Origin of the sequence: Methylobacterium organophilum (assembly GCF_022179465.1) — a bacterium.
Taxonomy (GTDB): Bacteria; Pseudomonadota; Alphaproteobacteria; order Rhizobiales; family Beijerinckiaceae; genus Methylobacterium; species Methylobacterium organophilum.
In genome coordinates this window covers 155,691-169,307 of record NZ_BPQV01000003.1, presented here as the reverse complement: position 1 = coordinate 169,307, position 13,617 = coordinate 155,691, and the positions used below count along the sequence as shown (strand labels likewise).

At 69.3% G+C, this 13,617-nt stretch carries 12 protein-coding genes; 6 read left to right on the top strand and 6 right to left on the bottom strand.

Annotated features, from left to right (window positions below):
* Positions 1-146: 146 nt before the first annotated feature.
* Together MFF21_RS06265 and murI are read right to left on the bottom strand one after the other, a co-directional pair.
* The gene (locus MFF21_RS06265; RefSeq protein ID WP_238310353.1) at positions 147-398 is read right to left on the bottom strand and encodes a hypothetical protein; all 252 of its coding nucleotides are present in this window, start codon (positions 396-398) and stop codon (positions 147-149) included.
* A 49-nt stretch (positions 399-447) separates the two neighbouring features.
* Positions 448-1,320: a glutamate racemase gene (murI, locus tag MFF21_RS06260; RefSeq protein ID WP_238310352.1), complete on the bottom strand. Its 873-nt coding sequence runs from the start codon at positions 1,318-1,320 to the stop codon at positions 448-450.
* 223 nt (positions 1,321-1,543) lie between these two features.
* Between murI and egtB the strand changes: the two genes are divergently transcribed.
* On the top strand, positions 1,544-2,821 hold the full coding sequence (gene egtB / locus MFF21_RS06255; protein WP_238310351.1) for an ergothioneine biosynthesis protein EgtB: 1,278 nt from the start codon (positions 1,544-1,546) through the stop codon (positions 2,819-2,821).
* Between the two features lie 92 nt (positions 2,822-2,913).
* On the top strand, positions 2,914-3,900 hold the full coding sequence (gene egtD, locus MFF21_RS06250; RefSeq protein WP_238310350.1) for an L-histidine N(alpha)-methyltransferase: 987 nt from the start codon (positions 2,914-2,916) through the stop codon (positions 3,898-3,900).
* A gap of 18 nt (positions 3,901-3,918) precedes the next feature.
* On the opposite strand, the gene MFF21_RS06245 is transcribed toward egtD, so the two are convergent.
* The 3 genes from MFF21_RS06245 to MFF21_RS06235 all read right to left on the bottom strand — a co-directional run bounded on the left by MFF21_RS06245 (position 3,919) and on the right by MFF21_RS06235 (position 8,217).
* The gene (locus MFF21_RS06245; protein WP_238310349.1) at positions 3,919-5,235 is read right to left on the bottom strand and encodes a glycosyltransferase family 61 protein; all 1,317 of its coding nucleotides are present in this window, start codon (positions 5,233-5,235) and stop codon (positions 3,919-3,921) included.
* A 227-nt stretch (positions 5,236-5,462) separates the two neighbouring features.
* The gene (locus MFF21_RS06240) at positions 5,463-7,529 is read right to left on the bottom strand and encodes an ethylmalonyl-CoA mutase (RefSeq protein ID WP_238310348.1); all 2,067 of its coding nucleotides are present in this window, start codon (positions 7,527-7,529) and stop codon (positions 5,463-5,465) included.
* 262 nt (positions 7,530-7,791) lie between these two features.
* Positions 7,792-8,217 carry a hypothetical protein gene (locus MFF21_RS06235; RefSeq protein WP_238310347.1) on the bottom strand — a complete coding sequence of 142 codons (426 nt, stop codon included), beginning with the start codon at positions 8,215-8,217 and terminating at the stop codon, positions 7,792-7,794.
* A 317-nt stretch (positions 8,218-8,534) separates the two neighbouring features.
* Between MFF21_RS06235 and MFF21_RS06230 the strand changes: the two genes are divergently transcribed.
* The 3 genes from MFF21_RS06230 to MFF21_RS06220 all read left to right on the top strand — a co-directional run bounded on the left by MFF21_RS06230 (position 8,535) and on the right by MFF21_RS06220 (position 12,611).
* Entirely contained in the window at positions 8,535-10,007 is a 1,473-nt protein-coding gene (locus MFF21_RS06230; RefSeq protein WP_238310346.1) for a catalase, read from the top strand.
* A 185-nt stretch (positions 10,008-10,192) separates the two neighbouring features.
* Positions 10,193-11,491, top strand: coding sequence for a crotonyl-CoA carboxylase/reductase (ccrA, locus tag MFF21_RS06225; protein ID WP_017482797.1), 1,299 nt, complete (start codon positions 10,193-10,195; stop codon positions 11,489-11,491).
* An 811-nt stretch (positions 11,492-12,302) separates the two neighbouring features.
* Entirely contained in the window at positions 12,303-12,611 is a 309-nt protein-coding gene (locus MFF21_RS06220) for an alkylphosphonate utilization protein (RefSeq protein ID WP_238310345.1), read from the top strand.
* 21 nt (positions 12,612-12,632) lie between these two features.
* Here MFF21_RS06220 and MFF21_RS06215 read toward each other — a convergent pair whose 3' ends face one another.
* Entirely contained in the window at positions 12,633-12,809 is a 177-nt protein-coding gene (locus MFF21_RS06215) for a hypothetical protein (protein ID WP_238310344.1), read from the bottom strand.
* 175 nt (positions 12,810-12,984) lie between these two features.
* Between MFF21_RS06215 and leuD the strand changes: the two genes are divergently transcribed.
* On the top strand, positions 12,985-13,590 hold the full coding sequence (leuD, locus tag MFF21_RS06210; RefSeq protein WP_238310520.1) for a 3-isopropylmalate dehydratase small subunit: 606 nt from the start codon (positions 12,985-12,987) through the stop codon (positions 13,588-13,590).
* Positions 13,591-13,617 lie beyond the last annotated feature (27 nt).

Here is a 13,617-nt window from a genome sequence, read left to right as displayed (position 1 = left end):
CCGCTCGCGGGTGCGTATGAAAATGCCACGGGGCCCCTGATCGGAGCCCCGCGAACCGGCCGCTCCTAGACGAGAAGAGCGGCGGCGTCAATCAATGTTGATTGTTCGCCTCCGCGCACCGGCACGATCGTGCCGGTTGCGGACGGCTAATGCTGTGCCCGCCACTCGGCGATTAGGTCGCAGAGCGCGGCGTGGCCCGCCTGCGCGGCCCGGCGCTGCGTCGGCCAGACATCCTTGGAGGAATCGACCACCCGCAGCCCCTGCCGGATCTCCCATCGAAACCGCTGCGCCTGGCTGGGGGAGGGCTCGACGGTGAGGGTGTAGGGATGATGGGTCTGGAGATGCATGTGCAGGATAATGCCATGCAGGGGTGCGGCGACCCACCGGATCCGATGCATGGCTGCACCGGCGAGGGTCCCGGCCGCGTCAGAGGCCGGCCAGGGACCCTCACGCGCGCCGCAGGGGCAGCACCTCGACGCCGATCTCCGCAAGGCCGCGCCGGGCCAGGCTGCGTTCGAGGGCCGGGTTCAGGCCCGCGCCGCCGGTGAAGATACCCTGGACCGGCTGCGGCCGGTCCCGCGCCTCGCCCGGCCCGAGCAGCTGCACCACCCGCCGGGCGATGGCCGGGGCCGGGTCGATCCAGCCGACGAGCCAGGGGGCCAGGGCCTCGAAGCGGGGCAGCAGCAGCGGGTAATGGGTGCAGGACAGGCAGATCACGTCCGTGCGCCGGCCATCCTCCAGGGTGCGGAAGCAGGGGGCGATCTCCGCGGCGAGCGCCGCATCCGCCACCGGCTCGCCCGCCATCTCGGCCTCCGCGTAGCGGGCGAGGTTCGGCGCGCCGACCAGGGTGACGGCGCAATCGCCGGCATAGGTGGCGACGAGGTCGCGGGTGTAGCTGCGGGCCACGGTGCCCGGGGTCGCGAGCAGCGTCACCACCTTCGAGCGCGAGAGGGCGGCGGCGGGCTTGATCGGCGGCACCACGCCGACGAAGGGCGTGACGAAGCGCTGGCGCAGGGCCGGGAGCACCACCGTCGAGGCGGTGTTGCAGGCGATCACCACGAGATCGGGCGCGTGCAGGGCGAGCAGCCGCTCCATCACCGCGAGGACGCGCTCCACCAGCACCGGCTCGCTGAGGGCGCCGTAGGGGAAGGCCGCGTCGTCCGCGCAATAGAGCGTGCGCGCATCCGGCCGGGCCGCCCGCACCTGCTCCAGCACGGTCAGGCCGCCGAGGCCGGAATCGAAGACGAGAATCGTCGGTTCGCGAAGGGAAGCCGGCGACGCGGCGGCGAAGGTCGCTCCGGCCATCAGATCGATCCGCATGCGAGTAACCCGTCTCTGCCTCGGGGCGAAGTGTCGGGGGGCGATGGTTAAGGCCGGCTCACCGTGGCCGCATCAAGGCCGCGGCGCCGGTTCGCCGCGTGCAAACCCTGTGGATGCCGGCCCGGCGCGCGGGGGGCGCGACGAACGGTGCCGCTCCCTCCGCGTTGTCGCGGCGAAATCGCGGACTACCTGCGCCGTAAGTTCAGAGAACGAGGTCCTCCCGATGGCAGCGAGCGCAGCGGTCTTCTCCTCCCGTCCCGCCTCCGGGGCCCGGGCCTTCCCGCCGCCGGAGGTCTCGGCCCGGCCCGTCGACCGGGACGCCTGGATCGCCGCCTTCCACGCGGTGCGGGCGGAGACCGAGCGGCGGGCGGCGCCGCTCTCGGCCGAGGACCAGCAGGTCCAGTCCATGGAGGATGCGAGCCCGACCAAGTGGCACCGCGCCCATGTCACCTGGTTCTTCGAGCAGTTCCTGCTGCGGGAGCACCTGCCCGGCTACGCCATCTACGATGAGCGCCTGCATTACCTGTTCAACTCGTACTACGTGCAGGCCGGGCCGCGGCAGCCGCGCTTCCTGCGGGGCATGATCACCCGTCCGCGGATGGAGGAGGTGGCGGCCTACCGCGCCCATGTCGACCGCGCCGTCGACGCCCTGCTGCGCGAGGCCTCCGCCGCCGCCCTCGACGCGATCCTCCCCGTTCTGGAGATCGGCCTCTACCACGAGCAGCAGCACCAGGAGCTGCTGCTGACCGACATCCTGCACGCCTTCGCCCAGAACCCGCTGAGCCCCGTCTACGACGCGGCTTGGCGCTTCCCCGCCGCGGAGGCGCGCCCCGGCACGGCGGAGCTCCCCTGCGGCATCACCCAGATCGGGCATGCGGGCGAAGGCTTCGCCTTCGACAACGAATCCCCCCGCCACGACGTCCTGATGCTGCCGGGTACGATCGACCGGGCCCTCGTCACCAGCGCCCAGTGGTTCGCCTTCATGGAGGATGGCGGCTACGCGCGGGCCGAGCTCTGGCTCTCGGACGGCTGGCTCAAGGTCCAGGCCGAGGGCTGGGAGGCGCCGGGCTACTGGCGCCGGGCCGAGGGCGGCTGGGCGAGCATGACGCTCGCCGGTCTCCGGCCCATCGATCCGGGCCTGCCGGTCACCCATGTCAGCTACTACGAGGCCGACGCCTATGCCCGCTGGGCGGGGCGCGACCTGCCGACGGAGGCCGAATGGGAGGTCGCCGCCCGCGAGGGGCTTCTGGGCGATGCCTTCGGCCGCGTCTGGCAATGGACCCGCAGCGCCTACGGCCCCTATCCCGGCTATCGCCCGCTTCCCGGCGCGCTCGGCGAGTACAACGGCAAGTTCATGTCGAACCAGTACGTGCTGCGCGGCTCCTCGGTCGCGACCCCGGAGGGGCATGCGCGGATCGGCTACCGCAACTTCTTCTACCCGCACCAGCGCTGGCAGTTCACCGGCCTGCGCCTCTCGGATGCACGCTCCACCGGAGCGTGAAGACCGAGCGTGAACACCTGCCCAAGATCGCACGTTTCTTCCTGCCCGGCGCCCTGCCGGGGTCCCGAACGCTCGCCGCCGGAGGATCTTCCTTGACCGTCCATCCCCGCTTCGACGACGCCAAGCCCCTCGCCCAGACCCCCGAGGACCGGCTGTTCCGGGACGATGTCTGGAACGGGCTCGGCGCCGCGCGCAAGGAGCTGCCGGCGAAGTACTTCTACGACGCCGCCGGCTCGGCCCTGTTCGAGAAGATCACGGTGCTGCCGGAATACTATCCCACCCGCACCGAGCTGAAGATCCTCGACGAGCGCGGCCCCGAGATCGCGGCGGCCCTGCCGAAAGGCGCGGCGCTGGTCGAGTTCGGCGCCGGCTCGACGGTGAAGCTGCGCCGCCTGCTCCGCCACATGAAGGACCTGACGGCCTATGTGCCGGTGGATGTCTCCGGCGAGTTCCTGCGCGAGCAGGCCGAGACCCTGCGCGGGGATTTCCCCCAGCTCGCGATCGCCCCCGTCGTGGCCGATTTCACCCGGCCCTTCGCCCTGCCGGCCTCCCTGGGCGACGCGCCCCGGGCCGGCTTCTTCCCCGGCTCCACCATCGGCAATTTCCGGCCGGAGGAGGCAGTGGCGCTGCTCGACACCTTCGGCCGCATCCTCGGCCAGGGCGCCCGGCTCGTCGTGGGCGTCGATCTCGTCAAGGACCGGGCGGTGCTCGAGGCGGCCTATGACGATGCGGCCGGCGTCACCGCGGCCTTCAACCTGAACCTGCTCGCCCGCATCAACCGGGAGCTCGCCGGAAGCTTCGACGCGGCGCAGTTCGCCCATCGCGCCCTGTTCAACCCCGAGGCCTCGCGCATCGAGATGCATCTCGTCAGCCGCACGCGGCAGCAGGTCGAGATCGCCGGCCGCCGCTTCGGCTTCGAGCGGGGCGAGACGATCCATACCGAGAACAGCTACAAGTACACGATCGCCGGCTTCCAGGCGCTCGCCGCCGAGGCCGGCTGGTCGGCCGCGGAGGTCTGGACCGACGCGGAGGGGCTGTTCTCCGTGCACGTGCTGGAGCGGACGGGCCCACGCGATTGAGGCCGCGCCCCGCCGGCTTCAGGCGACGAGATCACGCAGGATCGCGAACAGGGCCTCGGTGTCGATCCGGTAGCGGTCCTCGATCGAGGCGTGGCCCATGAGGAAGCGGTAATCGAGCCCAGCGAGGTAGGCCAGGTGCTTCATGCACCAGCTGACATGGTCCGGGTGCTGGAATTCCAGCACCCGCGTGCCGGCCTCGCAGAAGGCGAGATTGGTCAGGCCGGCGCCGTGCGGCCCGATCACGATGCGCGCATGGGCGAAGAGGGCGACCTGCTGCGCCAGCGACAGCCCGGTGAGCAGGACCACCGTGAAGCCGAAACGGGCGAGGAGCCCTTCGATCTCCGCCTCGTTCTCCAGGCGCCGAAACTTGGAATCTGAGCGCGTGACGTAGATGCGCTCCGGCCCCGGGGGTGCCTGGCCCGCCATGCCCCGCTTGATGATCGCGAAGGCCGTCATCGCGGCGGGATGGATGTCGATCCCGTGCGGGGTTTGCTGGAAGGGCGCCAGCAATTCCTCCACGAAGACGGCCCCGGCATCCTGGAGCCGCACGATCGGCAGCCCGTAATGCTCCGCCACCAGCTCGGCGGATTGCCGCTGCGCCTCCCAGAGATAGTCGGGCAGCAGGACGACGAGGTCCTTCCGGCGCGACGGCAGCTCGCCGTAGAGGGCGATCTTGCAGACGAAGAAGAGAAGCCAGTGGAAGTGGTTGCCGGACACCCCGGCCAGGGCGTGGAGCGCCCGGCGCGCGCGCAAGGTGGGCACCACGTCGAAGCGGCCGAGTTCCGCCTCCGAGAATTTGAGCAGGTTCCTGTCCATGAAGAAGGGGAAATGGAACAGGGATTCGCGGACGACGGCGCCGTCCTTCTCGATGGCGCCGTACTTGTTGAGCACGATCGCGTCGTGGAAGGTCAGCAGATCGATCCCGCTGGCGACGTAGCTGTCCCGCGCCCCTTCGCCGGCGGCCTTCGGCGCTGCGACCTCGACCGCCGGGGCGATGAGGTCGATCCGGTCGGCGAGTCTGCGGCCGGATTCGACGGTGAGGGTGGTGAGGCCCGGCTCCCGGGACAGGCGCGTCTCGATGCCGGAATCCGGCCAGAGAACCAGGCGGCCCGCCAGGGTGTCCGGACGTTCCGTCCCGGCCGGGAGGTCGAATTCGACGCTTCTGCGGCCGTCGAGATGCATAAAGACGAGGGTCGCGTCTTCGATCGCCCAGAAATACTCGTTCGGGTGCTCCTGGCCGACGATCCGCCCGTCGGGGGCGAGCTTGATGACCCGTCCCGTGGCGTCGTGCGTGTGGGTGTAGCGCCAGAAAACGGATCCGAGGTCGATCGCCATCTGCTGCCCGACTGACCGTGCCGTTCGGCCCAGCCGCGCGCCGGCGCGCCCCGAGGGGCGGAGCCGGCCGCGCCGGGAGAGACGGCAAGACAAGCGACATCCCGCCCCGTGGCGGAGGGCGATCCGGCGTCGCGCGCCGGATCGGGAGCGTCCCGGCGGCCGGCCTTCGCGGCGTCAGCCTCCGGGGGCGGGTCGCGGCGGCGGCAGCCACCGCGACGGCAGGCGCATCAGAACACCTGCCCGGCGCCCTCGTTGCGCTTGGGCGCGCCGGGGACGCCGGCCTCCGCATCCGCCTTGTCGGCGGCGCGCTTGTCGAGGGCGCGCTCCACCACCTTGGCGAGGCCGACCATGATCTGGTCGAGCTCGTAGTCCTTCGGGGTGTAGACGGCGGTGACGCCCATGTTCTTGAGCACCAGCTCGTCGTCCGTCGAGATGATGCCGCCGACGACCACGGGGATGTGGTCGAGGCCGGCCTCGCGCAGCTTGGCCTTCACGTCGCGCACCAGGGGCACATGCGAGCCCGAGAGGATCGACAGGCCGATCACGTGGGCGCCCCGCTCCTTCGCCTTGGCGACGATCTCCGCCGGGGTCTGGCGGATGCCGTCATAGGTCACGTCGAAGCCGACGTCGCGGGCGCGCAGGGCGATCTGCTCGGCGCCGTTCGAGTGGCCGTCGAGGCCGGGCTTGCCGACCACGAGCTTCGGCGTCTCGCCGAGGCGCTCGCCAAGATCGGCGATGAGGAGCTTGGCCTCCTCGGCGGCGCCGGAGGTGACCGTCTCCAGGGTCACGCCGGTCGGCGCGCGGTACTCGCCGAAGACCTCGCGCAGGCGCTGGCCCCATTCGCCCGTGGTGACGCCCGCCTTCGCCGCGGCGATCGAGACCGGCATGATGTTGGCGCCGGAGCGGGCGGCCTGTTCCAGGTCGTCCAGGGCCTTGCCCACCGCCCGGTCGTCGCGCTTCGAGCGCCATTCGCGGATGCGGGCCTCGGCCTCCATCTCCACCGTCTCGGAGACCGTGAAGATCGCGCCCTCGCCGGCGGTGAGGGGCGAGGGCTCGCCCTGCTGCCACTTGTTGACGCCGACGACGATCTGATCGCCCTTCTCGATGGCCGAGATGCGCTTGGCGTTGGATTCCACCAGCGCCCGCTTCAGCTCGCCCGCCTCGACGGCCGTCACCGCGCCGCCGATCTCGGCGATGCGTTTCAGCTCGGCCCGGGTCTGCTCCTTCAGGGCCTCGACCTTGGCCTCGATCACCGTCGAGCCGTCGAAGATGTCGTCGTATTCGAGCAGGTCCGTCTCGAAGGCGAGGATCTGCTGCATGCGCATGGACCATTGCTGGTCCCAGGGGCGCGGCAGGCCGAGGGCCTCGTTCCAGGCGGGCAGCTGCACCGCCCGGGCGCGGGCGCGCTTGGACAGCGTCACCGCCAGCATCTCGATGAGGATGCGGTGGACGTTGTTCTCGGGTTGCTGCTCGGTGAGGCCGAGGGAGTTCACCTGCACGCCGTAGCGGAAGATGCGCTTCTTCGGGTCGGTGATGCCGTAGCGCTCCTGGGCGATCTCGTCCCAGAGCTCGCTGAACGCGCGCATCTTGCAGATCTCGGTGATGAACCGCATGCCCGCGTTCACGAAGAACGAGATCCGGCTGAAGACGTCGGGGAAGCTCGCCTCGTCGAAATCGGGGTCGGCCCGCACGGTGTCGAGCACGGCGATGGCGATGGCCAGCGCGTAGGACAGCTCTTGGACCGGCGTCGCCCCCGCCTCCTGCAGATGGTAGGAGCAGACGTTCATCGGGTTCCACTTCGGCACGTTCTTGGTCGTGAACAGGATCACGTCCTTGGTGAGCCGGAGCGAGGGCGCGGGCGGGAACACGTAGGTGCCGCGCGACAGGTACTCCTTGATGATGTCGTTCTGCGTGGTGCCCTGCAGGGCCGAGATCGGCGCGCCCTGCTCCTCGGCCACCGCGAGATAGAGCGACAGCAGCCACGGCGCCGTGGCGTTGATCGTCATCGAGGTGTTCATCTGGGCGAGCGGGATCTGGTCGAACAGGCTCCGCATGTCGCCGAGATGGGCGATCGAGACGCCGACCTTGCCGACCTCGCCGCGGGCGAGCTCGTGGTCGGGGTCGTAGCCGGTCTGGGTCGGCAGGTCGAAGGCGACCGAGAGACCGGTCTGGCCCTTGGCGAGGTTGCCGCGATACAGCTTGTTGGATTCCGCCGCCGTCGAGTGACCGGCATAGGTGCGGATGATCCAAGGTTTGTCGCGCTTGACCTCCGCGACGCTCGCGCTGGCGCTCATCCCGCTCGACTCCGTATACCAGAATTCGTCTTAATCCCGCGCGTGCCGCGCGATGTCGGCGGCACCGTAGCGAAGCGGCCGCGGCTCGTCATCTGGGAGAAAGGTCGGGGTCGGTCGGTCCGGCGACTGGAAAAACTTGATGCCGCGTGAAGCGGATTTTTTCGGGTGAAGGTCCCGCATTGCGCCATGCACGGCACGGGCGAGGGGGACTCGCCCGTGCGTGAGAGCGCCGGCTCGCGGCTGTTTCAGAGGATGTGCGGGCTCAGTAACCGTTCGAGCACACCCGCATGCGGGCCGGGCCTCCATTGCTCTGGTGGCTCTTGGCGTGGCCGATCGAGCCCGTCATGTCCTGGGTCGGGTTGCCGCCCGGGCGCTTCACGACGATCTCGCAGGTGCTCCGCGACGCGGCGGGCCAGCTCGGCGCCGCCGGGACCTGGACCACGTCCAGCCGCCCGCCGCGGGGGACGAGGATAGAGCGGGGCGAGCCCGGCGCGGGCAGGCGGTCGAGGTCGGGCGCGATGCTCGACCAATGCGGGGCCGCGTTCCTCGGCAGCACCGGCTTGGTCACCTTGGCCGCCTTGGCGGCCCGCGGCCGCTCGTTCCCGGCACCTGGCCGCGATGTTGCGGGGACGGCCGCGGTGGCGAGCACCGCGAGCGCAAGCGAGAGGCAGGAGAGAAAGCGCCGCAAGATCTTGCTCCAGTATTTGTCAGGCTCTGCCCAACGATGAGGCATATGAGCAAGATAATGGGCAAATACCGGTAATATGTGCTGCGGCACACGAAGGTGTTTTGCCGATTTAATCCTTCGTCTTCTCGAAATTTTGCCGGGATGATGGCGCCCGCGCCGACGTGGGCGCGGTTCTGCCTCCCGAGGCTGGTCCCGGGCCCGGTCGGTCGTCCGCGCAAGAAGGCGGCGCCACGCCGCAGTTTCGAAGGGCTCCAACCTCCGCTTCGCGCGTTGAGCCGGCGAGGACGATCGTGCCGACAGCCAAGGAGGAACCCGCGATGGCAGACCAGAGCCCGCGGCTGACCACAGCCTTTGGAAACCCGGTTTCCGACAACCAGAATTCCCTCACCGCCGGCCCGCGCGGCCCGGTGCTGATGCAGGACTACCACCTCATCGAGAAGATGGCCCATTTCAACCGGGAGCGGATCCCGGAGCGGGTGGTGCATGCCAAGGGCTACGGCGCCTACGGCACCTTCCGCCTCACCCGATCACTGGCGGAATACACCCGGGCCAAGGTGCTGACCGAGGTCGGCAAGGACGTGCCGATGGTCGCCCGCTTCTCGACGGTGGGCGGCGAATCCGGCTCGGCCGACACCGCCCGCGACCCCCGCGGCTTCGCCCTCAAGTTCTACACGGAGGAGGGCAACTGGGATCTCGTCGGCAACAACACGCCGATCTTCTTCGTGCGCGACGCGATCAAGTTCTCCGACTTCATCCGCACCCAGAAGCGCGACCCGCGCACCCATCTGAAGCCGCATTGGCGCCGCTGGGACTTCTGGAGCCTCTCGCCCGAGGCGATCCACCAGGTGATGTTCCTCTATTCCGACCGCGGCACCCCGAAATCCGCGCGCTTCATGAACGGCTACGGCTCGCACACCTTCTCGCTCTGGAACGACAAGGGCGAGCGCCACTGGGTGAAGTTCCACTTCCACACCAAGCAGGGCATCCAGAACTTCTCCGCCGATGAGGCTGACGAGATTGCTGGCAAGGACCCCGACTACTCCTCCGCCGACCTCTCCCACGCCATCGAGACAGGCGACTTCCCGAAATGGCGGGTCTCGGTGCAGCTCATGCCGGAGCTCGAGGCCGACAGCTACCGCATCAACCCCTTCGACCTCACCAAGGTCTGGCCGCATGCCGACTACCCGCTGATCGAGATCGGCGAGATGGAGCTGAACCGGAACCCGGACAACTACTTCGCCGAGATCGAGCAATCGGCCTTCGAGCCCTCGAACGTGGTGCCCGGCATCGGCTTCTCCCCGGACAAGATGCTGCAGAACCGCGTGCTCTCCTACGCGGACGCCCATCGCTACCGGCTCGGGGTCAATTACCAGCAGATCCCGGTGAACCAGGCCAAGAACGCCCCCGTCCAGACCTATCACCGCGACGGCGCCATGCGCACCGACGGCAATCACGGCGCGCAGGTCGATTACGAGCCGAATTCCTTCGGCGGCCCGGTGCAGGATCCGTCCTTCGCGGAGCCGCCCCTGCGCCTCAAGGGCGAGGCCGGCCGCTACGGCTGGCCGGGGGACGACGAGGATCTCTACGGCCAGCCGAAAATCTTCTGGACCAAAGTGCTCGACGAGGGCGGGCGCAAGCGGCTCGTGGAGAACATCGTCACCTCCATGGGCGACAGCCCCCGCGCCATCCAGGAGCGGATGATCGCCCATTGGTACAAGGTGCACGAGGATTTCGGGCGCGGGGTCGCCGAGGGGCTCGGCATCGGCGGGAGCCGGGCCGCGGCCGAGTAGCCGAAAACCCGAGAAATCCCGGTATATTGCATTCAGGAGGGCATCGGCTGTGGCCGGTGCCCTTTTTCCAGGATCTGGAGCCGGTCTCCGCCTTTCGGCCCACTTGGAAGGGCGGAAACATCGTGCTTATAGCGTCGCTAAGCCCGGAGGCCCGGGCAACAACGAGCGTATAAGGGAGAGCCACGATGGCTGCGAGCGCAGCACCGGCCTGGACCGGCCAGACGGCGGAAGCCAAGGACCTTTACGAGCTCGGCGAGATCCCGCCGCTCGGCCACGTGCCTGCCAAGATGTATGCCTGGGCGATCCGCCGCGAGCGCCACGGGCCGCCGGAGCAGTCCCATCAGCTCGAAGTGCTGCCGGTCTGGGACATCGGCGACGACGAAGTGCTCGTCTACGTCATGGCCGCCGGCGTGAACTACAACGGCGTCTGGGCCGGCCTCGGCGAGCCGATCTCCCCCTTCGACGTGCACAAGGGCGAGTACCACATCGCCGGTTCCGACGCCTCCGGCATCGTCTGGAAGGTCGGCGCCAAGGTGAAGCGCTGGAAGGTCGGCGACGAGGTCATCGTCCACTGCAACCAGGACGACGGCGACGACGAGGAGTGCAACGGCGGCGACCCGATGTTCTCGCCGACCCAGCGCATCTGGGGCTACGAGACCGGCGACGGCTCCTTCGCCCAGTTCTGCCGGGTGCAGTCCCGCCAGCTCATGGCGCGGCCGAAGCACCTGACCTGGGAAGAGGCGGCCTGCTACACGCTGACGCTCGCCACCGCCTACCGCATGCTGTTCGGCCACGCCCCGCACACCGTGCGGCCCGGCCAGAACGTGCTGATCTGGGGCGCCTCCGGCGGCCTCGGCGTGTTCGGTGTGCAGCTCTGCGCGGCCTCGGGCGCCAACGCCATCGCCGTGATCTCGGACGAGTCGAAGCGCGACTACGTGATGAGCCTCGGCGCCAAGGGCGTCATCAACCGCAAGGACTTCGATTGCTGGGGCCAGCTGCCGAAGGTGAACAGCCCCGAATACAACACCTGGCTCAAGGAAGCCCGGCGGTTCGGCAAGGCGATCTGGGACATCACCGGCAAGGGCAACGACGTCGACATCGTGTTCGAGCACCCGGGCGAGGCGACCTTCCCGGTCTCGTCGCTGGTGGTGAAGCGCGGCGGCATGGTGGTGTTCTGCGCCGGCACGACCGGCTTCAACATCACCTTCGACGCCCGCTACGTCTGGATGCGGCAGAAGCGCATCCAGGGCTCGCACTTCGCCCACCTCAAGCAGGCCTCGGCCGCCAACCAGTTCGTCATGGACCGGCGGGTCGATCCCTGCATGAGCGAGGTGTTCCCCTGGGACAAGATCCCGGCGGCCCACACCAAGATGTGGAAGAACCAGCACCCGCCGGGCAACATGGCGGTGCTCGTCAATTCGACCCGCGCCGGCCTGCGCACAGTCGAGGACGTCATCGAGGCGGGCCCGCTCAAGGCGATGTGAGCCTCATGCTTGCGGCGCGCGCCTTGAGGGCGGGCGCCGCGGGAGAGACGAGAAGCCATGCCCGGGCGGGCGTGGCTCCTTTTTGTTTTCGGGCCGGCTGTTCGAGCGCGTCGGCCGAGCTGCATCCCCTCGCCCCGCGTGCGGGGAGAGGGGGCTCGGCTCACCCGCTCCGATCATCCGGGCGCGAGATCGACGCGCATCTCCTCGCCCCGCTTGCGGGGAGAGGGCTTCGGCGACCTTGTCGTCGCCGAAGCGAGGCGGCAGCCGAGGGTGAGGGGGCGGTTTCGGAAGAGTCTCGTCCGTCGACTCCCCCTCACCGCCGCTCCGGCTACGCCTCCGCTCCCGGGCTGCACGACGAGGTGCAGCCCGGCCTCTCCCCGCGTGCGGGGAGAGGGGGGCTCGGCTCGACCCTCTCCGATCATCCGGGCGCAAGATCGACGCGCATCCCCTCGCCTCGCTTGCGGGGAGAGGGCTTCGGCGACCTCGTCGTCGCCGAAGCGAGGCGGCAGCCGAGGGTGAGGGAGCGGTTCCGGAAGAGTCTCGTCCGTCGACTCCCCTTCACCGCCGCTCCGGCTGCGCCTGCGCTTCCCGCATGGACGACGAGGTCCATGCGGGCCTCTCCCCGCGTGCGGGGAGAGGGGGCTCGGCCCGCCTGGATCCTTCCGAGGCCCTACTGCGGGTGGCGGGGAACAGGCCGGGGGAGCGCGCCCGCCGCCTGCATCGGGCGGTGGCCTGCCCTGCTCGCGCGACCTCTTGCCGCATTGGGGGCGAGCGGGGAGAAGGGGCCTCCCTTCCCAGCCGAGGCCGTTCCTTGTCCGACGACGACGATTCCTACGTGTATGACGAGGCCACCGGCGAGTGGCGCCCGGCGTCCGAGATGGCGGCGGCCACGGCCGCGGCGGGCAAGCCCGAGGTGCGCGATGCCTCCGGCAACCTCCTAGCGGATGGCGATTCCGTCACCCTGATCAAGGACCTCAAGGTCAAGGGCGCGAACCAGACCCTGAAGCAGGGGACGGTGATCCGCTCGATCCGCCTCACGGACGACCCGGAGGAGATCGATTGCCGCCACGACACCATCAAGGGTCTCGTCCTGCGCACGGAATTCGTGCGCAAGCGCTGAGGGGCCCGGGGCGCGGCCGGCTCAGCGGCCGCGGGGCGGATCCTGGGGCAGGTGGCGCCCGTAGGTCTCCTGCTTGTCCTGGTGCTGCTTGATCATGTCCGCGTAGGCCTGCCGCATCTCCGGCGACACGGCGATGTTCTTGCCCTTGGCGGGCTTGCGCTTGGGCGCCTTCTTGAAGGTGTCGGACGTCTCGGCCATGTCTCGCAGGAGCCCCCGGTTTCCGGCAGAATTCGGCCGAGCATAGGCAAGGCCGATGCCGTTGGCGCGGCCTCCCGGCGTCGCATGCCTTCCGGTGCCGGACGGCCCTTGCTAGAAGCCCGGCCAACGGGCGGGCACGAGGATGCCCGAGACAGACGACGCGCGCGAGACGACGATGGAAAAATTCACGACTTTGGAGGGCGTCGCGGCGCCCATGCGGATCATCAACGTCGACACCGACCGCATCATCCCCAAGCAGTATCTCAAGACCATCAAGCGCACCGGGCTCGGCCAGGGCCTGTTCTCCGAGATGCGCTACAACGACGACGGCTCGGAGAACCCGGACTTCGTCCTGAACCAGCCGGCCTACCGCAACGCCAAGATCCTCGTCGTCGGCGACAATTTCGGCTGCGGCTCGTCCCGCGAGCACGCCCCCTGGGCGCTGGCCGATTTCGGCATCCGCTGCCTGATCTCGACGAGCTTCGCGGACATCTTCTTCAACAACTGCGCCAAGAACGGCATTCTGGCGATCGTGGTCTCCCCGGAGGACCTGGAGAAGCTGTTCGAGGATGCCGAGCGCGGCGCCAACGCGACCCTGACGATCGACCTCGCCGCCCAGACCATCCAGGGCCCGGATGGCGGCACGCTGCATTTCGACATCGACGAGGGCCGCAAGCACAACCTGCTCAACGGCCTCGACGAGATCGGCCTGACCCTCGACCAGCAGGCCGCGGCGATCGACGCCTACGAGAAGAAGCTCGCCGCCCGCGAATGGGCGTGACCGGGCCGGATCGTCACGCTTCGTTTA

Bases quoted from the DNA above. Each gene is read 5' to 3' on its own strand.
- MFF21_RS06265 (WP_238310353.1), bottom strand. From the start codon at position 398: ATGCATCGGATCCGGTGGGTCGCCGCACCCCTGCATGGCATTATCCTG.
- murI (WP_238310352.1), bottom strand. From the start codon at position 1,320: ATGCGGATCGATCTGATGGCCGGAGCGACCTTCGCCGCCGCGTCGCCG.
- egtB (WP_238310351.1), top strand. From the start codon at position 1,544: ATGGCAGCGAGCGCAGCGGTCTTCTCCTCCCGTCCCGCCTCCGGGGCC.
- MFF21_RS06245 (WP_238310349.1), bottom strand. From the start codon at position 5,235: ATGGCGATCGACCTCGGATCCGTTTTCTGGCGCTACACCCACACGCAC.
- MFF21_RS06240 (WP_238310348.1), bottom strand. From the start codon at position 7,529: ATGAGCGCCAGCGCGAGCGTCGCGGAGGTCAAGCGCGACAAACCTTGG.
- MFF21_RS06230 (WP_238310346.1), top strand. From the start codon at position 8,535: ATGGCAGACCAGAGCCCGCGGCTGACCACAGCCTTTGGAAACCCGGTT.
- ccrA (WP_017482797.1), top strand. From the start codon at position 10,193: ATGGCTGCGAGCGCAGCACCGGCCTGGACCGGCCAGACGGCGGAAGCC.
- MFF21_RS06215 (WP_238310344.1), bottom strand. From the start codon at position 12,809: ATGGCCGAGACGTCCGACACCTTCAAGAAGGCGCCCAAGCGCAAGCCC.
- leuD (WP_238310520.1), top strand. From the start codon at position 12,985: ATGGAAAAATTCACGACTTTGGAGGGCGTCGCGGCGCCCATGCGGATC.